23 protein-coding genes and 1 tRNA gene are annotated in these 24,089 nt (G+C 60.9%); 7 read left to right on the forward strand and 17 right to left on the reverse strand.

All coding sequences use genetic code 11. The features are described from left to right. Positions 1-20: 20 nt before the first annotated feature. The 3 genes from WFM45_RS04645 to WFM45_RS04655 are packed head-to-tail and all read left to right on the forward strand — an operon-like array spanning position 21 to position 4,622. Entirely contained in the window at positions 21-449 is a 429-nt protein-coding gene (locus WFM45_RS04645) for a DoxX family protein (RefSeq protein WP_033633411.1), read from the forward strand. Next, the gene (locus WFM45_RS04650) at positions 446-1,531 is read left to right on the forward strand and encodes an efflux RND transporter periplasmic adaptor subunit (RefSeq protein WP_336954835.1); all 1,086 of its coding nucleotides are present in this window, start codon (positions 446-448) and stop codon (positions 1,529-1,531) included. Before WFM45_RS04645 ends, WFM45_RS04650 begins: the two co-directional genes overlap by 4 nt. Before the next feature lie 10 nt (positions 1,532-1,541). Beyond that, positions 1,542-4,622, forward strand: a complete 3,081-nt coding sequence (locus WFM45_RS04655) for a MexW/MexI family multidrug efflux RND transporter permease subunit (RefSeq protein ID WP_004928056.1) — start codon at positions 1,542-1,544, stop codon at positions 4,620-4,622. A gap of 49 nt (positions 4,623-4,671) precedes the next feature. Here the strand turns inward: WFM45_RS04655 and WFM45_RS04660 are convergent, their stop codons facing one another. From WFM45_RS04660 to WFM45_RS04680, 5 genes are all read right to left on the reverse strand, one after another. Continuing rightward, positions 4,672-5,472 carry a DNA/RNA non-specific endonuclease gene (locus WFM45_RS04660; protein ID WP_015377376.1) on the reverse strand — a complete coding sequence of 267 codons (801 nt, stop codon included), beginning with the start codon at positions 5,470-5,472 and terminating at the stop codon, positions 4,672-4,674. 153 nt (positions 5,473-5,625) lie between these two features. Continuing rightward, positions 5,626-7,086 carry a TrkH family potassium uptake protein gene (locus WFM45_RS04665; protein ID WP_336954839.1) on the reverse strand — a complete coding sequence of 487 codons (1,461 nt, stop codon included), beginning with the start codon at positions 7,084-7,086 and terminating at the stop codon, positions 5,626-5,628. Positions 7,087-7,217: 131 nt separating this feature from the next. Beyond that, positions 7,218-7,532 carry a hypothetical protein gene (locus WFM45_RS04670; RefSeq protein ID WP_004928047.1) on the reverse strand — a complete coding sequence of 105 codons (315 nt, stop codon included), beginning with the start codon at positions 7,530-7,532 and terminating at the stop codon, positions 7,218-7,220. Between the two features lie 235 nt (positions 7,533-7,767). Beyond that, the gene (gene wrbA, locus WFM45_RS04675; protein WP_004928045.1) at positions 7,768-8,367 is read right to left on the reverse strand and encodes an NAD(P)H:quinone oxidoreductase; all 600 of its coding nucleotides are present in this window, start codon (positions 8,365-8,367) and stop codon (positions 7,768-7,770) included. A gap of 78 nt (positions 8,368-8,445) precedes the next feature. Continuing rightward, entirely contained in the window at positions 8,446-9,063 is a 618-nt protein-coding gene (locus tag WFM45_RS04680; protein ID WP_033633409.1) for a LysE family translocator, read from the reverse strand. A 68-nt stretch (positions 9,064-9,131) separates the two neighbouring features. On the opposite strand from WFM45_RS04680, the gene WFM45_RS04685 reads away from it, so the two are divergent. Continuing rightward, positions 9,132-10,055 (forward strand): LysR family transcriptional regulator, encoded by a 924-nt coding sequence (locus WFM45_RS04685; RefSeq protein WP_336954845.1) that lies wholly within the window; start codon positions 9,132-9,134, stop codon positions 10,053-10,055. Here the strand turns inward: WFM45_RS04685 and WFM45_RS04690 are convergent. Together WFM45_RS04690 and WFM45_RS04695 are read right to left on the reverse strand one after the other, a co-directional pair. Further along, positions 10,039-10,509 carry a helix-turn-helix domain-containing protein gene (locus WFM45_RS04690; RefSeq protein WP_048322812.1) on the reverse strand — a complete coding sequence of 157 codons (471 nt, stop codon included), beginning with the start codon at positions 10,507-10,509 and terminating at the stop codon, positions 10,039-10,041. The genes WFM45_RS04685 and WFM45_RS04690 overlap by 17 nt on opposite strands. Positions 10,510-10,626: 117 nt before the next feature. Further along, positions 10,627-11,202, reverse strand: a complete 576-nt coding sequence (locus WFM45_RS04695) for a helix-turn-helix domain-containing protein (protein WP_015377381.1) — start codon at positions 11,200-11,202, stop codon at positions 10,627-10,629. A 67-nt stretch (positions 11,203-11,269) separates the two neighbouring features. Here WFM45_RS04695 and WFM45_RS04700 point away from each other — a divergent pair, with 67 nt between their 5' ends. Beyond that, positions 11,270-12,193 carry a DMT family transporter gene (locus WFM45_RS04700; RefSeq protein ID WP_015377382.1) on the forward strand — a complete coding sequence of 308 codons (924 nt, stop codon included), beginning with the start codon at positions 11,270-11,272 and terminating at the stop codon, positions 12,191-12,193. Positions 12,194-12,241: 48 nt separating this feature from the next. Here WFM45_RS04700 and cycA read toward each other — a convergent pair whose 3' ends face one another. Continuing rightward, entirely contained in the window at positions 12,242-13,642 is a 1,401-nt protein-coding gene (cycA, locus tag WFM45_RS04705) for a D-serine/D-alanine/glycine transporter (RefSeq protein WP_021504871.1), read from the reverse strand. Between the two features lie 349 nt (positions 13,643-13,991). Here cycA and WFM45_RS04710 point away from each other — a divergent pair. After that, positions 13,992-14,067, forward strand: a tRNA-Lys gene (locus WFM45_RS04710). Positions 14,068-14,287: 220 nt separating this feature from the next. Here WFM45_RS04710 and WFM45_RS04715 read toward each other — a convergent pair. Next, entirely contained in the window at positions 14,288-14,791 is a 504-nt protein-coding gene (locus WFM45_RS04715) for a DedA family protein (RefSeq protein ID WP_336954849.1), read from the reverse strand. 74 nt (positions 14,792-14,865) lie between these two features. Beyond that, complete coding sequence (locus WFM45_RS04720; protein WP_443005620.1) at positions 14,866-16,104, reverse strand: MFS transporter; 1,239 nt, start codon at positions 16,102-16,104, stop codon at positions 14,866-14,868. Positions 16,105-16,555: 451 nt separating this feature from the next. Here WFM45_RS04720 and WFM45_RS04725 point away from each other — a divergent pair, with 451 nt between their 5' ends. Then, a complete protein-coding gene (locus tag WFM45_RS04725; RefSeq protein ID WP_015377386.1) occupies positions 16,556-16,858 on the forward strand; it encodes a putative quinol monooxygenase in 303 nt (100 codons plus the stop codon). Between the two features lie 111 nt (positions 16,859-16,969). On the opposite strand, the gene WFM45_RS04730 is transcribed toward WFM45_RS04725, so the two are convergent. From WFM45_RS04730 to WFM45_RS04760, 7 genes are all read right to left on the reverse strand, one after another. After that, the gene (locus WFM45_RS04730) at positions 16,970-17,530 is read right to left on the reverse strand and encodes a hypothetical protein (protein WP_156865456.1); all 561 of its coding nucleotides are present in this window, start codon (positions 17,528-17,530) and stop codon (positions 16,970-16,972) included. Then, positions 17,514-18,080, reverse strand: coding sequence for a GNAT family N-acetyltransferase (locus WFM45_RS04735; RefSeq protein ID WP_336954851.1), 567 nt, complete (start codon positions 18,078-18,080; stop codon positions 17,514-17,516). Before WFM45_RS04735 ends, WFM45_RS04730 begins: the two co-directional genes overlap by 17 nt. A gap of 123 nt (positions 18,081-18,203) precedes the next feature. Continuing rightward, complete coding sequence (locus WFM45_RS04740) at positions 18,204-18,923, reverse strand: enoyl-CoA hydratase/isomerase family protein (RefSeq protein WP_336954852.1); 720 nt, start codon at positions 18,921-18,923, stop codon at positions 18,204-18,206. Next, a complete protein-coding gene (locus WFM45_RS04745; protein ID WP_336954853.1) occupies positions 18,916-20,088 on the reverse strand; it encodes an MFS transporter in 1,173 nt (390 codons plus the stop codon). Before WFM45_RS04745 ends, WFM45_RS04740 begins: the two co-directional genes overlap by 8 nt. Next, a complete protein-coding gene (gene hemA, locus WFM45_RS04750; RefSeq protein ID WP_015377390.1) occupies positions 20,085-21,296 on the reverse strand; it encodes a 5-aminolevulinate synthase in 1,212 nt (403 codons plus the stop codon). Before hemA ends, WFM45_RS04745 begins: the two co-directional genes overlap by 4 nt. A 15-nt stretch (positions 21,297-21,311) precedes the next feature. Beyond that, on the reverse strand, positions 21,312-22,523 hold the full coding sequence (locus tag WFM45_RS04755) for an acetyl-CoA C-acyltransferase (protein WP_336954854.1): 1,212 nt from the start codon (positions 22,521-22,523) through the stop codon (positions 21,312-21,314). A 9-nt stretch (positions 22,524-22,532) separates the two neighbouring features. Beyond that, positions 22,533-24,062, reverse strand: a complete 1,530-nt coding sequence (locus WFM45_RS04760) for a 3-hydroxyacyl-CoA dehydrogenase NAD-binding domain-containing protein (RefSeq protein ID WP_033633399.1) — start codon at positions 24,060-24,062, stop codon at positions 22,533-22,535. Positions 24,063-24,089: the final 27 nt, after the last annotated feature.

The raw sequence follows: 24,089 nt of genomic DNA on the forward strand, positions 1-24,089 counted from the left end.
AAAATCAGGAAGAAACCGTTATGCAACGCTTTATCAACACCGCTCTGGACAGTTATTGGCTTTGGCTGCTCGCACGTCTGTGCTTGATGGTGATTTTCATCTCGTCGGGGCTCGCCAAGCTGTTCGACATCGAAGGGAGCCTGGCGGAGATGCGCGCCGCCGGTTTGCATCCGGCCTGGCTGTTCAACCTGGCGTCGGCGTCGGTGCTGCTGACAGGTTCGGTATTGATCTTGCTGAACCGCTGGGTGTGGCTGGGCGCCGGCATGCTGTCGGCGTTCCTGATCCTGACTATCGCGATCGTACACACCTTCTGGAATATGTCCGCTCCCAACATGCAGATCTCCCTCTACTTCGCGCTGGAACACATCACGGTGATCGGCGGGCTGTGGGTGACGGCCATCGCCAGCCGTTTGCGTCAACGGCTGGCCAACACGCGTGAGGCTGCATGATGAAACGATATCTCATTATTGCCGCGCTGCTGGCGGCGCTCGCCGTCGCTGCGGTAGCGATGCGATCCACCGCGCGGCAAAGCGAAGGCGCGCCGGCCTATCCGCCGGTGAAAGTGGCGCTGGCGCCCGCCCTGCGTGAACAGGCTGCGCGCAGTTACGCCGGCGTAGGCGAGCTGGAGGCGGCCAGCCAGGTGGAAGTGGCGGCAGAGACCAGCGGCCGCATCACGCGCATCCTGTTCGAATCCGGCCAAACGGTACGGCAGGGGCAACTGCTGGTGCAGCTCAACGATGCGGTCGAGCAGGCTGAGCTGGTGCGCCTGCAGGCGCAGCTGCGCAATGCCGATCTGCTGCTGACGCGCATGCGCAAGCTGATGAACCTCAACGCCACCGCGCGGCAGCAGTTGGACGATGCGCTGGCTGAACGGGATATGGCGCTCGGTGCGGTGCAGGAAACGCAGGCCAAAATCGCGCAAAAGGCGATCCGCGCGCCGTTCTCCGGCGTCATCGGCATTCGTCGCGTGCATGAAGGGCAATACCTCAACGCCGCCGAGGCGGTGGCCAACCTGGTGGATGCCGATACGCTGCGCGTCAATTTCTCGCTGGACGAACAAAGCAGCGCCGGACTGGCGTTGGGGCAGGCGGTGTCGGTGCAGGTCGGCGCCTATCCCGAGCGCGCTTTCCCCGCCGTTATTACCGCTATCGACCCGATGATCGGCAAATCCCGCACCGTGCAGGTGCAGGCGACGTTGACTAACCGCCAGGGATTGCTGAAGGCCGGCATGTACGCGGGCATTCGCGTCACGCAGCAACAGCGCGTGGCGGTGCTGACGGTGCCGGAAACGGCGCTGACCTATACGGCGTACGGCGATACCGTGTTCGTCGCGCAACAGGGTGAAAAGGGCATGACGGTCAAGCGCGTCTCGGTCACCGTGGGCGAACGCAATGACGGGCGCGTCGAGATCGTCAGCGGCCTGCAGGAAGGCGAGCGGGTGGTGACCTCGGGCCAGCTCAAGCTGAGCGACGGCATGGCGGCCGAGCCGGTGGCGCAGGATGCTCTGAACGCCGCCCAGGCCGGTTCCTGAGGAGAGACCGATGACATTTACCGATCTGTTCGTGCGCCGGCCGGTGCTGGCGCTGGTGGTCAGCACCTTGATTCTGCTGTTCGGCGCGCTGGCGCTCAGCAAACTGCCGATCCGCCAATACCCGCTGCTGGAAAACTCTACCATCACCATCAGCACCGACTATCCCGGCGCGTCGTCCGAGCTGATGCAGGGCTTTGTTACGCAGCCGATCGCCCAGGCGGTGTCCTCCGTCGAGGGCGTTGACTACCTTTCTTCCTCCTCGGTGCAGGGGCGCAGCGTGGTGACGGTGCGCATGGCGCTGAACCGCGACTCCACCCAGGCGCTGACCGAAGTGATGGCCAAGGTCAACCAGGTGCGCTATAAGCTGCCGGAGCAGGCTTACGATCCGGTGATTGAGCGTTCCGCCGGTGAAGCTACCGCCGTGGCCTATGTCGGTTTTTCCAGTAAAACGCTGTCCACGCCGGCGCTGAGCGAATACCTGACGCGGGTGGTGGAACCGATGTTCACCACCATCGACGGCGTCGCCAAGGTTGAAGTGTTCGGCGGGCAAAAAATGGCGATGCGCCTGTGGCTGGACAGCGATCGGCTGGCCGGCCGCGGTCTGACCGCTGCCGACGTGGCCGATGCGGTGCGGCGCAACAACTACCAGGCGGCGCCGGGCAAGGTGAAAGGGCAGTATGTGGTTGCCAACGTGCGGGTGAATACCGATCTCACCAGCGTAGAGGAGTTTCGCAATCTGGTGGTGCGCAACGACGGCAACGGTCTGGTGCGCTTGAAAGACGTCGGCACCGTGGAGCTGGGCGCCGCAGCCACGGAAACCAGCGCCTTGATGGATGGCGAACCGGCGGTGTTCCTTGGCGTCTTCCCTACGCCGACTGGCAACCCGCTGGTGATCGTCGACGGCATTCGTCACCTGATGCCGGCGATCGACAAGATGCAGCCGCCGGGCGTGAAGATGGCGCTGGCGTTCGAGACCGCGCGCTTTATTCAGGCCTCGATCGATGAAGTGGTGCATACCCTGCTCGAAGCGCTGGCGATCGTTGTGGCGGTGATCTACCTGTGTCTGGGGTCGCTGCGCACCGTGTTGATCCCGGTGGTGACGATTCCGCTGTCGATACTTGGCGCCGCCGGGCTGATGCTGGCCTTCGGCTTCAGCGTCAATTTGCTGACGCTGCTGGCGATGGTCCTGGCGATCGGTTTGGTGGTGGACGACGCCATCGTGGTGGTGGAGAACGTGCATCGCCATATCGAAGAGGGGAAAACGCCGCTGGCGGCGGCGATGATCGGCGCACGCGAGGTGGCCGGGCCGGTGATCGCCATGACCCTGACGCTGGCCGCGGTCTATGCGCCGATCGGCCTGATGGGCGGGCTGACCGGCGCGCTGTTTCGCGAATTCGCGCTGACGCTGGCCGGGGCGGTGGTGGTGTCCGGCGTGGTGGCGCTGACGCTGTCGCCGGTGATGAGTTCACTCCTGCTGCCGGCCAAACAGAGCGAAGGGCGCGTGGCGCACGCCGCCGAGTGGTTCTTCGGCGGCCTGACGCGGCGCTATGCGCGCGCGCTGGATTTCTCGCTGCATCACCGTTGGCTGACCGGTACGCTGGCGCTGCTGGTGATGATCAGCCTGCCGCTATTGTACCTGATGCCGCAGCGCGAGCTGGCGCCGACCGAGGATCAGGCCATCGTACTGACCGCCATCAAGGCGCCGCAGCAGGCCAACCTGAACTATGTCGAACGCTTTGCCTACAAGCTGGACGAGGTTTACAACCGCATGCCGGAAACCGAAAGCCGCTGGATCATCAACGGCAGCGACGGCACGGCGTCCGGCATCGGCGGCATCAACCTGACGCTGTGGCAGGCGCGCCAGCGCTCGGCGTCGGCGGTGCAGGCCGATCTGCAACGGGCGGTGAACGATGTTGAAGGCACCAGCATTTTCGCCTTCCAGCTGCCCGCCTTGCCAGGCTCCACCGGGGGGCTGCCGGTGCAGATGGTGCTGCGTACGCCGCAGGACTACCCGCAGCTGTACCGCACCCTGGAGGAGGTGAAACAGAACGCCAGAAACAGCGGCCTGTTTATGGTGGTGGACAGCGATTTGGACTACAACAACCCGCTGGCGGAGGTGCACATCGATCGCGCCAAGGCCAACAGTCTGGGGATACGCATGAGCGACATCGGTGAATCGTTGGCGGTGCTGGTGGGAGAGAACTACCTCAACCGCTTCGGGATGGACGGGCGTGCTTATGACGTTATCCCGCAGAGCCTGCGCGAACAACGGCTGACGCCGCAGGCGCTGGCGCGGCAATATGTTCGCGCCCAGGACAATACGCTGGTGCCGCTCTCCACCGTGGTATCGGTGGCCGTTAAGGTCGAACCGAACAAGCTGACCCAGTTCAACCAGCAGAACGCCGCCACCCTGCAGGCGATTCCCGCGCCCGGCGTTTCGATGGGCGAAGCGGTGGCTTTCCTCGAACGGCAGGCCAATGCGCTGCCGGCCGAATTTAGCCACGACTGGCAGGGGGATTCGCGCCAATACACCCAGGAGGGCAGCGCGCTGGCGTTCGCGTTCCTGGCGGCGTTGGTGATCATTTACCTGGTGCTGGCGGCGCAGTACGAGAGCCTGAAAGATCCGCTGATTATCCTCATCACCGTGCCGCTGTCGATCTGCGGCGCCTTGCTGCCGCTGGCGCTGGGCTACGCCACGATGAATATCTATACCCAGGTCGGTCTGGTGACCCTGATCGGGCTCATCAGCAAGCACGGCATTCTGATGGTGGAGTTCGCCAACGAGCTGCAGATGCATCAGGGGCTGACGCGGCGCGCCGCGATTTTGCAGGCGGCGCAAATTCGTCTGCGGCCGGTTCTGATGACCACCGGGGCGATGGTGTTCGGTTTGATCCCGCTGCTGTTCGCCAGCGGCGCCGGGGCTGCCAGTCGCTTCGGCCTGGGGCTGGTGATCGTCTCCGGCATGCTGGTGGGCACGCTGTTTACCCTGTTTGTGTTGCCGACGGTGTATACGCTGTTGGCGCGCGATCACGCGGTAGCCTCACCTCGTCAGCGTGAGTTGGCCGCCGCGCAAAAGGCGCTGACGGAATAATCCGCCGGCGCCCGCGTGAAGAATAAACCCGCTTCGGCGGGTTTTTTCGTCAGTTTTTGCAGCCCATCAACTCCGGCAGAACGCCGGGTTTGCTCTTCAGCGAAGCCTGCACGTCGTCCGGCAGACCGGCCCAGATGATCAGGCCGGTGCGTTTCTCGATCTCGTCCACCGTCACGCGGAATTGGCAGAAATCGGCGCCCTTCGGCGTGTTCTGGTCGAACAGGAAGGCGGCATAGTGGTTCACCGCCGGGCTGTTGTTGATGAAAATCACCTTCCAGTAGGCGCTGGGGATGGTGTGCGCTTTCTGGGTGCCCGGCAGTTTGCCCATATCGCGCTCATACAGCGGCCCGGTCACGGTATAGACCGAGGAGATATCGGCGCGATCGATCAGCTTGCGTTCCTGATCTTCCAGCCGCGCCCAGGCGCCCTGGTTCAGATCGGACTTTTGCGGCGTGATGTTGGACAGGTAGTTCAACGATTCCCAGTCGGAGACGCCCGCCAGCGAGGCCAGCGGCGCCTGATGACCGCGATCGACCTTCAGCGCGGCGTTGGCGCCGGTGTAATCGGCGGGCGCCAACGTGTCCGCCGGGTTGAGCGCCGGATCGGTTTTCCAGTTGCGCGTCTTGCCGCTGGCCGGCGTGTCTTTGGTGATGTGATAGGCCACCCAGTTGGCGAACTTGGTGGTGCTGTTGTTGTTCAACGTATAAGCATGACGCACGATAGACACGTTGCTGCTGCCGCCGGTCGGGCAGCCGACCGCGCAGTTGTCGATGGATTCGAGCGTGTCGGCCGACGCCTGCGCGGCGAACAGCAGGGCGGCCAAGGCCAACATCTTGTTGTTAAAGCGCATATTCATATCCTCAATAAGTTAAAAAAGTACTGTATATATTTACAGTAAATTAAACTTATCGCAGTGAAACGAATACAACAATGCAACATATTCATGTTGTGAATGTGTCAGTCATGGCAAAACGAAACGGCATCCTGCGCATTGTTAGGCGGATCAAAAACGCCAAAATGTGCGTGAACAAAGGATCAACATCGGGTAGATCTCGAGGCGCCCGAGCAGCATGGCGGCGCACATCAGCCATTTTGCCGCATCATTTAGCGTGCCGAAACCCGCGGCGGTTTCCCCGTATCCCAGCCCCATATTATTGATGCAGGCGGCGACGGTGGCGAAGGCGGTGACCAGATCATAGCCCATTAGATTCAGCAGCCAGATAAACAGGCAGGTGAACAGCACGTAGAGAAAGAAAAAGCTCCAAACGGAGCGCAGCACCCGATCCTGGATCGGCGCATTACCGACCTTGATGGTATATATGGCGTTGGGATGCACCAGTTGATTGATCTCAAGCCGGCTTTGCTTGTACATGATCAGAAAACGCAGCGCTTTAATGCCGCCGCAGGTAGAGCCGACGCAGCCGCCGAAGAAACTCGCCGCCAGCAGCAGCATGATGGTATGGGACGGGATCTTGATGTAATCGGCGATCGCCAGGCCGTTGTCGGTCATCATAGAACTGGTGAGGAAAAAGCCATGTACGAAGGCGTCTTTGACGCTGTACATGCCCGAACGGTAAAGCTCGATACACACGATCGCGATGACGATGGACAGAATCAACAGGAAAAAGCGCAGCTCTGGGTTACGGTACAGCGGTTTCACGCTGCGGCGGCCGATGGCGACGAAATAGAGCGTGAAGTTCACCGCCGCCAGAATAGAGAAAATGCCGCCGACCATTTCCACCGCTGAGCTGTCGTAGTATCCCAGACTTTCATTGCGGGTGGAAAATCCGCCGAGTGAGACGGTAGAGATGCCGTGGCACAACGCATCGAACCACGGCATGCCCGCCAGGCGAAAGGCGACGGTGCAGGCCAACCCCAGTCCAAGGTAAATCAACCACAGATTTTTCGACGTATCGGCCAAGCGTGGCGTCAACCGTTCTTCTTTGAATGGGCCGGGCATTTCCGACTGATAAAGTTTGGCGCCGCCGATGCCCAGCAGCGGTAGCACGGCCACCGCCAACACGATAACCCCCAGACCGCCGATAAAATTAAGCTGCGAACGATAGTAGAGGAATGATTTGGGCACGCTGGAAACGTCGTTCAGCACCGAGGCGCCGGTGGTGGTGATGCCGGAGACACCTTCAAACATCGCGTCAACCAGCCGGACGTTCAGCGTGTCATCCAGCCACAGCGGCAGGGCGCTGATCGCGGAAAACAACAGCCAGAACATCACGATAATCAGAAAGCCGTCCTGGGTGCGCAACTGCACTTTTGACTGCCGGGTGCCGAGCCAGCCTAATCCGCCGAGCGTGGCGGCGAGCACCAGAGTATAGAAAAACGAGAAGGCGCTTTTTTCTTTATACAGCAGGCCCATCAACAGAGGCGGGATCATTGAAAGGCTGTAAAGAAGGACTAAAAAGCTGCAAAGATGAATAACGACCAGTATTTGTTTGGTTTTGACCATGCTGTTGCTCGGAGTGCCCGCCGACGATGCGTCAATTTTTTGAAGTGTATCAAGCATAAAACAGGCGATATAAAAATAACGTAAAAATTCATATCGCCGAATAAGCATGGCGTGGAGGGGCGGGGAGAACGCTATTCCAGCAGGTCGTTGACCGTGCGGCGAACGTAGTGCGTCATCTGCGCCAGATCGCCCGGTGACACCGGGCCGCCGCCGGCGCGCACCACCTGCTGTTCGATCTGGGCGATCTCTTGCTCGACCTTGTTGGCGATCTGCACTTTGACTATCTTGTCCACCGAAGACAGCAGCACCTTCAAGACGACTTTCAGCGCGATGTTTTCGCAGAACGAGTCGTAGTGATGAACCGGCGGCGGCGGGGCCGGAGCCGGCTCGGGCGCGCGCGGAGCCAGAGCCTTGAAGCTGTCTACATTTTCAATAATAAGATCCATGTCTCTTATTAGTTCATCAAAATCTTTAGACACTGACTTATTCCCTTCGCTGTGCGCAAAAAACAGAACGCCCGTCCTCGGGCTGAAAGCGGATGAGTGACGGGCAGAACGAATTCGGGCCTGGCCTTCAGACGCTGAATGGCCGGGGGAGGGGCATTCTAACCTTGCGGCGGGTCGGCAACAAGATGGGGCCGTGCGAATGCGCGGCCCTTTGGATCACGAGGCTGGAGGGCGCTTAACTTTTCAGCTTGGCGGTGATTTTGGCCACGTGTTCGCCCTGATAACGGGCAATGGTCAGCTCTTCGTTGCTCGGCTGCCGCGAACCGTCGGCGCCGGCGATGGTGGTGGCGCCATACGGGGTGCCGCCGCGCACCTGTGAAACGTCAAACAGCTCCTGCGTCGCATAGCCGATCGGCACGATGATGAAACCGTGGTGTGCCAGCGTGGTCCAGGTCGAACTGATGGTCTGTTCCTGGCCACCGCCGGTGCCGGTGGAGGAGAAGACGCTGCCTACCTTGCCGTACAGCGCGCCGGACGCCCACAGGCCGCCGGTCTGATCGAGGAAGGTGCGCATTTGCCCGGCCATATTGCCGAAGCGGGTCGGCGTACCGAAGATGATGCCGTCATAGTCCGCCAGCTCTTGCGGGGTGGCGACCGGCGCCTGTTGATGTTGTTTGCCCCCGGCCTTGGCGAAGGCCTCCGGCGTCATGGTTTCCGGCACGCGTTTAATCGTCACGTCCACGTTATCGACCCGATTCGCCCCTTCGGCCACCGCCTGCGCCAGGCGTTCGATGTGGCCGTACATTGAGTAATAAAGCACCAACAGTTTCGTCATGTTCCGTACTCCCGCTCAGATGATTAACAAAAACCCCTGATAAGCATAGAAGCGAATGACGAACTTGGCGTTGCGGCGTTACTTGATGCCGGCGATCGCCAGCAGGGCGCCAAAGGCGATCAGCAGCCCGCCAAAGGTACGATCGATGCCGCGGCGCAAACGTAAAAAGCGCGCATTGACGCCCGGTGCGGAAAATAGCAGCGCGACGGCGGCAAACCAGAAGATATGGACGGCGGCGATAAAAAGACCATAGCCGATTTGCACGCCGAGCGGGGTGTGCGGAGAAACCACCTGCATGAACAGGCTGACGATGAAGATGGTGGTTTTCGGGTTTAACGCGTTGGTGAAAAAACCGGTTTTCAAGGCGGCGAAATCGCTGATGGCCGCCGGCGCTGTTGTGGGGGCTGCGTCATGATGCGCCGCGTTGCGCAGCAGCGTAATGCCGAGGTAGATCAGGTAGGCGGCGCCGATGGCTTTAAGCAGGTTAAACAACCAGGGCGACTGTTGAATCAACACGCCGACGCCAATCAGCGTATAGCTGACATGGACCAGCACCCCGGCGCCAATGCCGCAGGCGGTCAAGACGCCGGCGCGGCGCGAAAGCAACAGGCTATTGCGCGAGACCATGGCAAAGTCCGGCCCCGGGCTTATCACGGCGAGTAAAGTAATGGTGACGACAGCGATGAGTTCAGTCATAGTTATCCTTGCGGTGTTTATCAATAGAGTGACTGATTTATAAGAGTAATTTTTCTCGGTGACAAACGATGAATAGTGACAATATCGGTGAGAAAAACTCACGCAAAACCGGCAGGCCGTTGCCGTTGGGCGGGCTGCGTTGCTTCGAGGCCGCCGCGCGGCTGGAAAGTTTTACGCAGGCGGCGCAGGGGCTGAATTTGACGCACGGCGCCGTCAGCCGGGCGGTGCGGGCGCTGGAAGAGGAACTTGGCGTGGCGTTGTTTGAGCGCCGCCATCGGCGGGTACTGCTCACGGCGGCGGGGCGCAAGCTGTTTCAGGCGACGCAGCAGGCTTTCGGCATTCTGGATCATACCGCGCTGGAACTGCGCCAGCAGGCGCTCGATGCGCCGCTGGTCTTGTCCTGTGAACCGACCTTGTTGATGCGTTGGCTGATCCCGCGTCTGCCGGCTTTTCAGCAGGCGCACCCGGATATCAACTTACAGCTGGTGGCCGGTGGCGGGCCGTTTTCGTTCCATGACGGCATTACGGCGGCGATCAGGCGCAATGACTTCGATTGGGGAAAGCAGGTGCATAGCCTGGCGCTGTTCAGTGAAAAGGTTGGGCCGGTGTGCCAACCCGAGGCGTTGGCAAGGATGACGATCGCCGAGGGCAGCCTGCGGAGTTTGCGGCCCGGCACTAAACTGCTGCATTCCGCCACCCGGCCGGATGCCTGGCGGCACTGGGCGCAGCAGCAGGGGATGACGTTGGCAGGGCATTCGGAGCAGCGCTTTGATCATTTCTATTTCAGCCTGCAGGCGGCGGTCGCCGGTCTTGGCATTGCGATCGGCCCGTGGTTGCAAGTGCGAGACGATCTGACCGCCGGTTTGTTGAGTGCGCCGTTCGGTTTTACGCCCGACGGCAGCGGCTATTATCTGCTGTCGCCGCAGGCGATCGTGCCGGGCAGCGCGTTGGCCCGGCTGGCCGAGTGGCTAACGCTCACGGCAGGCGCCTGAGTTTTTGCGCCAGCCGCTGTTCCTGCCAGCGGCTGAAGACGTTGCGCAGCAGCAGAGTGCGCACCGCCCGCATGATCAGCGCGAGGCTCATGCCGCCGATCGCCCACAGCGACCAGAGATAGTGCGGGTGGGTAAACCAATTAATGGCGAACAACATCACGCCAATCACGGCGAAACGCACCGCCATGCTCAGCAGTTTGCCTTCTGCCGCGACCTGGCGACGAATGCGCTGTTCGTCAGGCTCCTCCTCCTCCATTGTCTGTTGCGGCTGTGCGTTGAGATCGCGGACCTGCACGCCCAGCGCGGCGGCGATCGCGGTCAAGGTTTCCAGGCTGGCCTGTTCGCCGTTTTCAATCCGCTGTACGGTGCGGGTGCTGAGGCCGGCGATGGTCGCCAACTGCTCCTGCGACCAGCCTTTTTCCAGACGTAACGGCCTGATGCGGTACTTTTGCATGATGCACTCCCGAGTTCGCTGTCACTGTCATCCAGTGTAGGGGGCGCGGGGTGGCGGCGCCACGACAGCGGCACGACAGCGACGCGACATCCACCGCCGGCGCGGGCTGGCGGGCAGTCAGAAGGCGACGTTGCGGATAAAGCGCAGCGGGAGATCGCCGTGGTTGGCGTAAGCGTAACGTTGATCGCTGTTGAAGGTTTGCGCCGCGCCGGCGCTGAGCGTCAGCGTGCCTTGTTCCAGTTCCAACGTCAGGGTGCCGGCAATCACGTAGATCATTTCACTCCAGCCTTCGGCGTCCGGCGCCGAGTCATAGCGCTCGCCCGGCATCAGCGTCCATTCCCACAGCTCGGCCCGTTGGCGCGCCGGCACGCTGGCGGCGAACAGCGCCTGGCTGCCCGGCTGTGCGCCTTGCCAGGCCAACTCTCCCACCAGGTGGCTGCCGCGCGCTTCCGGCGCCTGAATCAGATCGGTAAAGGAAATCGCCAGGGCGGCGGCGATCTTGTCGAGCACCGCCAGGCTGACGTTGCGATCGCCGGCCTCGATGCCCGCCAGCATGCGGCGGCTGACGCCGGAAAGCTCGGCCAGCGCCATCTGGCTCAGGCCCGCCTGTTGGCGGTAGCCGCGCAGATTGCTGCTCAGGTACTGCAGCACTTTGGGGGGATCGGTTTTCGCGTTATGCGCCGTATTGCTCATCGCCGGACTTTATCTCATACTGGCAGGATCTGTGCATTATATTGCACTCAGCAGGAAGGGCAAGCCGGTGTCAGCAGCAAAAAAATCCTTTATTTCCGCCGTGGTTCCGCAGATCAGGCTGCCGGAAGCGGTGTTGATTTTCATCACTATGATCTGGGGCGGCACCTTTTTGGCGGTGCACCACGCGATGCAAGTCAGCGGGCCGTTCTTTTTTGTCGGCCTGCGTTTCGCCACCGCCACGCTGGCGTTGACGCTGTTTTCGCTGCGCGTGCTGCGCGGCCTGACCCTGTATGAACTGAAGGCGGGCGTGCTGATCGGGCTGGCGATCATGTTCGGCTACAGCATGCAAACTGTCGGCCTGCAGACCATCACCAGCAGCCAATCGGCGTTTATCACCGCCATGTACGTGCCGATCGTGCCGCTGTTGCAATGGCTGGTGCTGGGGCGGTTCCCCGGCATCATGTCGTGGATCGGTATTCTGCTGGCCTTTACCGGCCTGATGCTGCTGGCGGCGCCGAGCAGCACCGACATGACGCTGAGCCTCGGCGAAATTCTGACGCTGGCCGGCACGCTGGGCATGGCGGCAGAGATCATCCTCATCGGCGCTTTCGCCGGCAAGGTGAATATCCGCCGGGTGACCATCGTGCAGCTGGCGACCGCCTCGCTGGCCTCATTTTTGATGATGGCGCCGACCGGCGAGTCGCCGCCGCCGTATTCGGATTACCTGCTGTACAGCGCCATAGGGCTGGGGCTGGCCAGCGCGTTGATTCAGCTGACCATGAACTGGGCGCAGCGCAGCGTTTCACCCACGCGCGCTACGGTGATCTACGCCGGTGAACCGGTCTGGGCGGGCATCGTCGGGCGGCTCGCCGGTGAGCGTTTACCGGGCGTGGCGCTATTGGGGGGCGCGTTGATCGTGATTGGGGTGGTGGTCAGCGAGCTGCGCGTGCGGCGCAAGGATAAAGCGGCGGTGGCGACGGAAGCGGATTAGCCCAGAGGCGTAAAAAGAAAGGGGCGGAGAGAGCCGCCCCTTTTTGCATCACGCGATTTTCTTCTTGCGCAGAAACACGTAAGACAGGCCGAGCACGATGAACCACAGCGGGGTGACGATCAGCGCCTGGCGGGTGTCTTCGCGCAGCGACAGCAGCACCAGCACGAACACGAAGAACGCCATGCACACCCAGCACATCAGTTTGCCGGCAGGCATTTTGTAGATCGATTTCTGGTGCAGCGCCGGGCGTCGTTTACGGTAGACCAGGTACGAGCACAGAATGATGGTCCAGACGAACATGAACAGAATCGCCGATACGGTGGTCACCAGAGTGAAGACCGTCATCACGTTCGGGATCAGGTAAATCAGCACCACGCCGCCCAGCAGGCAGATACAGGAGAAGGTGAGGCCGTTGGCCGGTACCGCGCGCTTGGACAGGTTGGCGAACGATTTCGGCGCGTCGCCTTCCTGCGCCAGCCCGAACAGCATGCGGCTGGTGGAGAACACGCCGCTGTTGGCGGAGGAGGCGGCGGAGGTCAGCACCACGAAGTTGATTACGCTGGCCGCGGCCGGCAGGCCGATCAGCACGAACAGTTCAACGAACGGGCTCTTGTCAGGCACCACGGAGTTCCATGGCGTCACCGACATGATAACGATCAGGGCGAACACGTAGAACATGATGATGCGGATCGGAATCGAGTTGATGGCGCGCGGCAACGATTTCTCCGGATCCTTGGTTTCCGCGGCGGTGGTGCCCACCAGTTCAATGCCGACGAAGGCGAATACCGCGATCTGGAAGCCGGCGAAGAAGCCGCTGATGCCTTTCGGGAACATGCCGCCGTCATTCCACAGATGGGTGAATGAGGCCACGGTGCCGGTCGGCGACTGGAACTGCATGGCGATCATCACCAGCCCGGCGACAATCAGCCCAACGATGGCGACGATTTTAATCATCGCAAACCAAAACTCCATTTCGCCGAACATTTTCACTGTCGCCAGATTAAGGCCGAGCAGTAACAGCACGCACAGCAGTGAAGCGATCCACTGCGACAGCTCGGGGAACCAGAACTGAGCGTAGGCGGTGATCGCCACGACGTCGGCGATGCCGGTGACCACCCAGCAGAACCAGTAGGTCCAGCCGGTGAAGAAACCGGCCCACGGGCCGAGCAGATCCGCGGCGAAATCGCTGAACGATTTGTATTCCAGATTGGACAGCAGCAGCTCGCCCATGGCGCGCATCACGAAGAACAGCATAAAGCCGATGATCATGTACACGAAGATGATCGAGGGGCCGGCCAGGCTGATGGTTTTACCGGAGCCCATAAACAGACCGGTGCCGATGGCGCCGCCGATGGCGATCAGTTGAATATGTCGGTTAGTGAGGTTTCGCCGTAGATGATCTTCTGAAGCGGGCGTCGCGTCAGTCGCTATTTTAGAGTGATCTACCATCTGATGATGTCCTGTTTTACCTGTCATTAGTGAAGTCGTGAGCTCTGAAGTGGCTCTTTTTTATACATTTATCCGGTTGATCCGGCTTTAGTAAGGTAGTGCAATAACGCCACCTTTGTGCAACATGTTTACAACATTTATACGCGGGATAAAAGTCGATCACTCTTTACACGGAGGAGGCAAATCGGACGTTCAGGGAGCGGAAGATTACTCTTCAAAAGAGGGGATTAATAGACCTTATGCGGCTTATCTCGTTGATTAAACAAAGGGTTGTAAAATTCACATGAGAAAAAGTAATGAGTGTAAGCGTTTGACAGCGCCGCCGACGAGGAGGACAATTTACCGCGTTGGGTCGTTAGCTCAGTCGGTAGAGCCGTTGACTCTTAATCAATTGGTTGCAGGTTCGAACCCTGTACGACCCACCAACCAAATCAGCGTGTTACGCTCAGGCTTTTCTCTGCTTGTTTCCTCATTGCGCCGTTTTAAGCGCGCTTTTTGCAAAAAAATTCGCATTTTTCGACTGATGTTCAGAAAGGTGATCTGGCGCAAACTGCGGTGTCGCACCGCAGTTTATACGGCAAGAGAGGCTGTGCGCTGGCGCAACCTCGGCGGAGGGGAGAGCCATTTGCCCAAGAATCTTTCAGGTCAGGAAACGGGGAATAAATGCGCCGCCGACATCAAGAGCAGCGCCCAGACGGCGGCCGAGAGCGCGGCGGTGGCATAGACGCGCCGCACCGGCAGTTGCAGCATGCCGGCCATCAGCGGCACGGTGTAACGCATCACCGCCAGAAAACGCGAGGCGAACAGCAGCGGCAGCCCGCGCTTTTGCAAGGAACGTTGCGCTTTGCGCAGCGGAGCGTGAAAGCGTGCCGGCAGCCGGCGGCCAAGATCTCGGCGGTGCAGCCGTGCGCCGCAGTGGAACGACAAGATTGATCCCAACGCGGCGCCGAGGGCGATGGCCGCCCAAACCGCGCCGAGGGGCAGCGCATGCTTGCCTGCAACGATGCCCATCAGCAGCGTCACCGAGGCGGGCGGCAGGGCGGAAGACACCACGATCACCGACTTTCCCAGCGCGAACAGGAAAATCAGCAGCAGCAACATCTCCGGTTCCGGACTGTATTTGGCGATAATGTGCGTCAATTCATCCATTTAACACCTGCGAGCGAGAGGGCTGAGTGCCAGTGTCCCATCCGCAGGTTCAATAAGGGTTAAATAACGCGCCGCTATCCGGCGATCTCCGCGTCTTGCTTGCTCACGTCGGTGCGCCGGTTTCTGAGCGCCCACAACAGCGTGGCGCACAGCAGCGAAAAGGCGGCCAGCACCAACGGCCCGGCATGCGGGCTGTGAAAACGCTCTTCCGCCTCGGTGCGGATCAGCGGGGCTAAAAAGCTGAATGCGGCGCCAAGCGTGGTGCAAAAACCGATGCCGGCCGCCAGCGCCGGGCCGGTGAGCACCTGCGCGGGAAACGTCCAGAAAATCGGCTGTACCGCCAGGAAACTGACTGCGCAGCAGCTCAGGGCGACGATGGCGAGCAGAGGGCCGGCATAGGAAGACACCACCAACCCCAGCGCCGCCGCGACCATGCACCCGACGGCGATCGGTAATCTTCTGGCGGTGTTTCTGTCGGCATAGCGCGGCAGGAAATAGACGCCCAGCGCGGAGAACGCCCAGGGGATGGCGGCCACCAGCGAGGCCTTGAAGCCGAGATGGGTGCCCATCAGCGAGGCGACCTGCGACGGCAGGAAAAACATCAGGCCGTAGACGCCAATCTGCAGGGTGCCGTAGATCAACGCCAGATGCCAAACGGTGCCGCTGCTCATCGCCGCTTTGACGCTGCTGGTTTCGGTCTGCTGCTGTTCATCGGCCAATTGTGCCACCAGCGCCGTGCGTTCTTCCTCGGTCAGAAAGCGGGCCTGCCGTGGGCTATCGTCGAGATAGAAAAAGGCGAAGACGCCGAGGGCGACGGCCGGCAATCCTTCCAGCACGAACATCCAGAACCAGCCGGGCTTGCCCAACACGCCGTGCATCTCCAGCAATGCCCCCGATAGCGGTGAACCGAGCGTCAGCGCCGCCGGCACGCCGAGCACGAAAATGCCAATGACCGAGGCGCGCACCTTATTGGGAAAATAGATCGACGCCAGCAGCAGGATGCCGGGGTAAAAGCCGGCTTCGGCGATCCCCAGCAGAAACCGCAGGACGATAAATTGCTGTTCATTGGTCACCAGCCCGGTGCAGGCCGACAGCGCCCCCCACAGCGCGGTGGTGGCGCTGAGCCAGCGTTTGGCGCCCCAGCGGTTCATCAGCAGGTTGGCCGAGATGCCGAACAGCGCATAGGCGGCAAAAAATATTCCGGCGCCCAGGGCAAAGGCGGATTGCGACAGCGCGATATCGATGGCCATCGCGTCCTTGGCAAAGCCGACGTTAACCCTGTCGATAAAGGCGATGAAGTACATGGCGAACATCAAGGGCACCAGTCTGCGCCAGGTTTTGCGAATGGCGGCGTTGAGCGCAGGAACGGCATAGGTGGCGTGATTCACTGGCGGTAACCTCTCTTCTGAGAATGACAAGCGTCGGTCATAAGGACCGTCCTGGCGCCGTTGCCCTCAACACGACGGTAACAGCGGACTTTTTTCGCAAACCTCAAAGGTCTAATGGTCAGGCCTTTAGGGGCGAAAAAAACGCCGCGTATTGCGACGGCATATCGGTACAGACATCACCATGGTGAATGGTGTGTTGCTTTTTTGTTAATCAGACGTTCACACAGGGCCAGGGCGCGTTCAAGCGCTTTGATCGAGATCTGTGTGCGCTATCACCGAATTGGCAACCCGGTGTTAGAGCTGGAGTGTGGCGCTTTCATCTCGGGAGTGAGGACGATAAGGTGAGGCACGGCAAAACAGAATGCAGGAGCGCAACATGCTGAAGGTCATCGCTGAAGATTTTATCCACCCGGAACACATTGACACCGTTATGCCGTGGTATCGCGAGCTGGTGGAGAAAACCCGTCAAGAGCCGCTGTGCATCAGCTATGAACTGTGCATCGACCAGCAGGATCCCGGGCATTTTATTTTTATCGAAAGCTGGCCGGATCGCGCCGCCCTGGATGTGCATTGTCAGACCGAGCATTTCACCCGGCTGGTGCCGCAGATCAACCACTATCAGCGCAAGCCTTGCACCTTCCTGTTTATGCAGGCGTTCCCTGAAACAGGCGATAAATAGGCGAAAAAATCCCCGCAGGGGGCGGGGTCAATGGCTTCTCAACACTATCTTGTTGTGATTAAAAAGTAGGCTGATAATGATTTTCATTCTCTAAGAATGCTCTTAAATTAATCAATCTGGTGAATGATTCGCCGTCTGCTTTTCACTGGCGGTTTTAATGGCGCGCAGCATGCGGCGCCGTATCAACCCGCTCACCAGGCGAATCGCATACCAATAGGGGGTAAACCGCCGCCGGCTGGCGTCGTCGGGGCAGAAGATGCGCGTTTCCGTCACCAGACGACAGCGCCCACCCTCGGAGGGGCTCACGACATAACCCAGCGCCAGTTTGGCGACGCCGGGCTGCGCGAAGGCCAGAAACCCCGCCCCGTCGGCGACCTGCTCCAGGCCGTATTCAGCCTGCCAAAATCGGCCGATCAGGCCATAGACCAACGCGCTTTCATCCTGCTCAAGCAGGCAAAAGTTATGTAGGCCAAACGGCGGCGGGCTGGGTTTATTGCGTGGCATCAGGCGCGCGGGCAATTCGCGTAGCGCTATCATGCTGCGGAAAAAGCGATCGTGCCTGGGATCATAAGCGGCCACGGCCTCCAGGATCCGCGCCTGCGGTGCGGCGATGGCGATGGCATGCCGTTCCGAGAACTGGTATTGCCCAAGGTATTTATTCAGTAGCGTCATGCTTTGCATTCTCCCGCCATTCACTTTGCAGCAGGGCGAAACCGAATTCGTCGCCCCATGCGCCTTTGAAAAACACGTTTTGCCGCCAACAGGCCTCACGGCGAAAGCCCAGCTTACTGAACAACGCGGCGGCGCGAAGATTACGCGCGTCCACCACGGCGGTAATGCGGTGTTTCGCCAGCGGCCCGAACAGCAGGGCGATGACGGCGCTTAGCGCCTCGCGCGCTTGTCCTTGCCGTTGATGAACCGGATCGAAGGTCACGCCCAGTTCAGCCTGACGCCCTTCATCGAAAAAATGCACCGCGACATCGCCCAGCAACGCGCCGTCCTCGCGGCGCTCGATCGCCAGTTGAAACCAGCTGTCGTCACGGTTGAATTCGAGCTGCCGTTGCTGTGCGAAAAAGGCCTGTGCCTCGGCGGCGCTGTAGTCGCTCCAGCTTTGATAGCGCGCCACGTCAGGGTGGCTGCGGTAGGCGGTAAAGTGGGGCAGATCGTCGGCGGTGAACGGGCGCAGGATCAGTCTGGGGGTTTGTAGAGGCAAATGGCGCATTGTTTTTCCTTATCAGCGCATTAGGGCTACCGGCAGTGTAGCCCAGCGCCGACAGGCAGGCTGTGTAAAATGAGCGGTGGAGGACAAACGGGAAATGCCGGTTCAGGCGAACCGGCTGGGGCATTATCGATGGGCGGCAGCCTGACGCAGGCGCTCGACCGGGCCTTGTTGAAAATCGAATGAGGGGGCTTCTTGCCGCGCCAGCCCCTGACGCACGATGGCCTTAACCGCCTGGCTGGCGGCAAGATCTTTTCCGGCGATCTGCTCGGCGATGCGCAACGCTTCTTCCCGGGCCGAACTTGCGCTGATGCGGGAAATGGCGCCGTGTGACAACGCTTCCTGTGCGCCGACGGTTCTGCCGGTCAGCAGCCAGTCGAGCGCGACATAGGGGGAAATACGCGCCGGCAAGCGCGCGCACCCGCCTTGTGCGGCGACTAACCCGAGCCCGGTTTCGGGGAAGCTGAAGCGTGCGTTCTGGCCGGCGACGATCAGATCGCACGCCAGGGCCAGCTCAAATCCGCCCCCGTACGCGATGCCGTCAACGGCGGCGATGATCACCTTGGCGATCTGTGCATGGATCAGCCCGCCAAACCCCTCCGGCGTGACGATGGGCAGTTCACCCTGATGAAAGGCGTTGATATCCATGCCGGCGGAAAATACCGCCGGTTGACCGGCCAGGACGATCGCTCGCACCGAGTCATCGTTATCTGCCTGCCGCAGGTAGGTGCGGATCAGCTCGGCCATCTGCAGGTTGATGGCGTTCTTTTTTTCCGGCCGATTGAGAGTGATGACCGCAACCTGCTCGCCATGGCGTTCGTAAAGCACCGGCGGTGATTCACTCATCGCTGGCCTCCCCGCGGAAAAACAGCAGCGTCAGCAGCAGGGCGATGGCGCCGAGCGGCAGCGAAAACAGCGGCAGGTAATAGGCCGGCAGCGCGTAGAGCGCCAGGCCGCCCAGCATGCCGCCCGCCGCGATGCCGGCGTACAGCACCGAGCTGTTGAGCGATACGGTCAGCGCGCCAAAGCGTTTCGATAGCGACAACAGGTGATGCTGGATCGGCACCAGATACATCCAGCCGGTAATACCCCAGACCAGAAAGATGGCCAGTACCCACCAGGGGGAAGTGACATAGAAGGCCAGCAGAAACAGGGACAGCGTCTGGATCGCCACGGAAAACAGCAGCACGAACTTGCTGCCGAGGGCATCGGTTAACGCGCCGGAGGCAAAATTGCCGATCACCGCGCCAATGCCGAATACCAGCAGCGCGAGGGGCAGGATCGCCTGCGGGCCGAACTGGGTGTTTTTCAGCAACACGCTGACGTAGCTATAGACGATGTGTTCCGAGCAAACGGCAAAAAAGGTGATCAGTAGTGTGGTCAGCACCGCCTTTTGTTTCAGCGGGGCGAGCCGCTCTTTCAGCGAATGCTTGCCCGGTGGCGCAATGGCCCGCAGCGCCAGCGACAGGCCCAGCAGCGCAATTGCCCCCAGCAGGGCGATGAACAGGAAAATTTCACGCCAGCCGATCAGTTTGGCGAGAAAGGTGCCGAACGGAATACCGAGCGCAATAGCCAACGTCATGCCCCCATAGACGATGGAAATGGCCAGGCCGCGGCGTTTTTCCGCCACCAGCCCCACCGCGGCGGCGGCGGCCTGCGGCGTGTAACAAGCCGCCCCCAATGCCGCCAGCACTCTGCCGAACGAGATCTGCAGGTAGCTGGTGGCCCAGGCGCAGGCCAGGTTGCCGGCGATGAACAGCACCAGCGCCAACTGCAGGATATGCTTGCGGTTGACGTTGCCCAGCAGCCAGGCGGTGAGAGGGGCGAACAGCATATAAGCCAGCGCGAATACCGATATCAACTGCCCCGCTTGCGCGGGGCTGACGGCAAAGGTATCGGAAATGTCGCTGAGCACGCCGGCGACGATAAAGGCGTCGGTGCCGATGGCGAACGTGCCGGTCGCCATCAGACAGAGCGTGATCAGATGGCCGTTATAATCCGCTAACTTCATCCCGCCCTCCGCAGATCGTTCGCCGCCCAGACTCGTCCCAGCGCCGCCAGGAAGGTCTCCACGTCGGCATGGGAGTGCGCCGAGGTCGGCGTCACCCGCAGCCGCTCGCTGCCTGCGGGCACCGTCGGTGCATTGACCGGTTGCACGTAAATATCGTGCTCATCGAGCAGCACTTTACTGATGTGTTTGTTGCGGTGCGGATCGCCGACCAGCAGCGGCAGGATATGGCTGTCTGCCGACACCAGCGGGATACCGGCGGCGCGCAGGCCGGTTTTCAGGTGATCGACGATCGCCAGCAGGTGTTTGCGTTGGGTGTCATGCTCGAGGTTGTATTTAAAACTGGCCAGCGCGGCGGCCACCACCGGCGCCGGCGACGAGGTGCTGAAGACGAATGCCGGGGCCCAACTGCGCACCGCCTCCACCACCGAACGGGGCGCGGCGATATAGCCGCCCGCCGCACCGTAAGATTTGCCGAACCCGCCCTGAATAATGGTGATTTTATCCAGCAGGCCCAGTTGTTCGGCGTAGCCCAGCCCCCGTTCGCCATAGACGCCGGCGGAGTGGATCTCGTCGAGATAGGTCAGCGCCTGATACTGCTCCGCCAGCGCCACGATCTGCGCCAGGGGGGCGAAGTCACCGTCCATGGAATACAGCGACTCGAAAGCGATCAGCTTTGGCCGCGCCGGATCGGCGGCCTGCAGCAGCTCGGCGAGGTGTGCCACATCGTTGTGGCGGAAGATTTTTTTCTCCGCTTTGCTGTAGCGGATACCGTAAATCATTGAGGCGTGATTCAGCTCGTCGGAGAACACGATCAGATCGGGAATGGCGTCGCACAGGGTGGATAAGGTGGCGTCGTTGGCGCCGAAACCGGTGGTGAACAGCAGCGCCGACTCTTTGCCGTAGGCGCTGGCCAGCAGCGTTTCCAGCTCGCTGTGGTAGACCGAGGTGCCGGAAATGCTGCGGGCGCCGCAGGTGCCCAGCCCGACCCGATTAACCGCATCGGTGGTGGCCAGCAGCACTTTGGGGTGGTGGCTCATCGCCAGATAGTCGTTCGAGCACCAGACGTTGAGACGGCGCTCACCGTGATGGCCGTGGCTGGTGGCCCAGGGTTTGTCCTGCACGCCGCGTTCAAGGTTGAGGAACTCGCGAAAACGCCCCTGTTTTTTGGTTTCCGCCAGCTTTTCTTCAAGAATGTTCAGTACGCTCATCGTATGTTCCTTGTGTTAAACGGCTTTAAGGTTTAATGACAGCCCCTGACCGACGCCAACGCACATCGTCACCAATGCGTTGTTCGCCTGTTGGTCGCGTAATTCCAGCGCTGCCGACAGCACCAGACGCGCGCCGGACATCCCCAGCGGATGACCGAGTGCGATGGCGCCGCCGTTTGGGTTGACCCGCGCGTCGTTGGCGCCGATACGCCAGTGTTTCAGCGCCGCCAGAACCTGTGAGGCGAACGCTTCGTTAATCTCGATGATGTCGAAGTCGTTCATGGTGAAGCCGCCGCGCTGCAGCAAGCGCTCGGTGGAGGCGATCGGCCCCAGCCCCATCAGCGCCGGTTCCACGCCGGCGGCCGCGCTGTCGCCGATCTCCGCCAGCGGTTGCCACCCCTGGCGCTTCACGTAGCGACCGGAAGCCAATAGCAGCGCGGCGGCGCCGTCGTTGATGCCGGAAGCGTTGCCTGCCGTGACCGAACCGCCGGCGGAGAACGCCGGTTTCAGCGCCTGTAGCTGTTGCAGCGTGCTGAGCCGGGGAAATTCATCCTGCGCGAATGTGCGGGTCGTTTTACGATCGGCCGGCACGTCCACGGGCGTGATTTCCCGCGCCAGCCGGCCGCTTTCGATCGCCCGGCGGGCCTTCTGCTGCGAGGCCAGCGCGAACAGGTCCTGTTCCTCGCGTGAGATATGTTGCCGTTGGGCTACGTTTTCCGCCGTGATGCCCAGCGGATCGCTGCCGTAGCGCTCCGCCAGCCGCGGGTTGACAAAGCGCCACCCCAGCGTGGTGTCGTACAGCTTCACGCCTTTGTCGAACGGCGTTTCGCCTTTGCTCAGCACATAGGGCGCGCGGCTCATGCTTTCCACACCGCCGGCCAGAATCAGTTCGCTGAGGCCGCTGCGGATTTTCGCCGAGGCGTAGATCACCGCATCCAACCCGGAGGCGCAAAGGCGGTTGAGGGTGATGGCAGGCACCGACGGATCCAACCCGGAAAGCAGCGCCGCCATGCGGGCGACGTTGCGGTTGTCTTCGCCGGACTGGTTGGCGCAGCCCAGAACCACTTCGTCCAGATCGGCTTCCGCCGCCGGATGGCGCTGCAGCAGGCCGCGAATGATCGTCGCCGCCATGTCGTCGGGGCGGGTATGCGCCAGGCTGCCGCCATAGGCGCCGATCGCCGTGCGCGTGCCGTCGATCAGATAAACGCCGTCATCTTTAATGCTCATCATGGATCCTTAAGGCGTGGTCGTCAGCGCCGGTTGCGCGGCGTGCAGAAGGGTGTAATGCGGCGCATAGCGCGCCGCGTGCAGCAGCTGCGCCAGATTGCTCAGCGTCGTCCTGACGTTTTTCTCCCCCAGTTTGCCGAGCCAGTCGAAAATGCCGCCGGCGTAGTTAACGCCCGCGACGGCGGCGACATCGATGTCTTCCCGGCTGCAGACGCCGCTTTCCACCATGATCACCGACTCATTGATCAGGCTGCTGAGGACGCGGGCGACGATAAGCGCCGGAGAGTCCTTGATAAATTCAACCTGCGGGATTGCCGTGTGCAGCAGGCGTAAAAACAGCGCCTTATTGGCCGCAGAAGCGTGGCGGCTGTGCGCCGCCACCAGATACGTGGTGTCGGCGTAGTTCAGGGCGAGATCGACCACAAAGGCATCCGCTGCCGTCTGCTCGGCCAGTTGGCTCGCCGTGCGGCCATCGGTGATGCTGACGGTGAAAGCGTCATTGATCTGGACGGCCGCTCCCAGCCCCGGTAATGCCGGCCGTTGTTCCACGCGCAGCTGTGGCCACTGAAGCGCGGCTCGCTGCTGCAACAGGGTAAAAAAAGGATGCTCGCCGTAAACGCGCAGCGTCTCGACGTCTGCATTGTTGGCGGCCGTCACCGGCGGGGCGGTTTCTTCGGCGGCAAAATAGGAGCGGCCGTTCTTTTTCCCCAACAGACCGGCATCGACCAGTGAACGCTGCAGATGACCAGGGGTATAGCGCGGGTCGTATTGCATGTCCTGCCAGATTTGCCGGCTGACCTGATAGTTGATGTCTTGGCCGATAAAATCGGTCAGCTCGAGCGGCCCCATGCGGAAGCGCCCGCCAGCCTTGAGGGCGCGGTCGATCTGCGCCGCGCGCGCCACATGTTCTTCCAACAGGCGGAACCCTTCCAGGTAGTAGGGGCGGGCCATGCGATTGACGATGAACCCCGGCGTGGCCTGGCAGACGACATCGCGTTTCCCCAACGCCGCCACCAGTTGGCGGCAGCGTTCCGTGGTGGCGTGCGCGGTAAAGTAGGCCGGAATGATTTCAATCAGCTTCATCAGCGGCGCGGGGTTGAAAAAATGCAAACCGATAAAGCGTTCGCTGTGCGTTACCGCCGTTGCCAGCTTGTTGAGCGACAGTGAGGAGGTATTGGTGGCGATCAGCGTGTCGGGCTTGACCACTGCGGCGATGGCCGCCAGCACCTCAAGTTTGGTTTGTTCTTGCTCGGCGATGGTTTCTATCACCAGCTCGCTGTCGGCGATGGCCTCAAACACGGAAGTGAACATCAGATTGGCCAGCACCGCGTCTTTATCCCGCAGCGCGATCTTGCCCTGTTCGACTTTCTTATTCAGGTCTTGCGCGATATATTCGCGAGCTTGATTGAGGGTATTGCCGTTGCGATTATAAAGCATCGTGGGAATGCCTTTTTGCGCGAAAAGATAAGCGATGCCTCTGCCCATCGTTCCCGCGCCGATAATCGCAGCCGATTGAATTGCCGCATTACTTTCTGCCATAGAAAATCCCCGTCACTGTATGCCATG

It is taken from the genome of Serratia sp. KG1D, assembly GCF_037150675.1.
Lineage (GTDB): Bacteria > Pseudomonadota > Gammaproteobacteria > Enterobacterales > Enterobacteriaceae > Serratia > Serratia nematodiphila.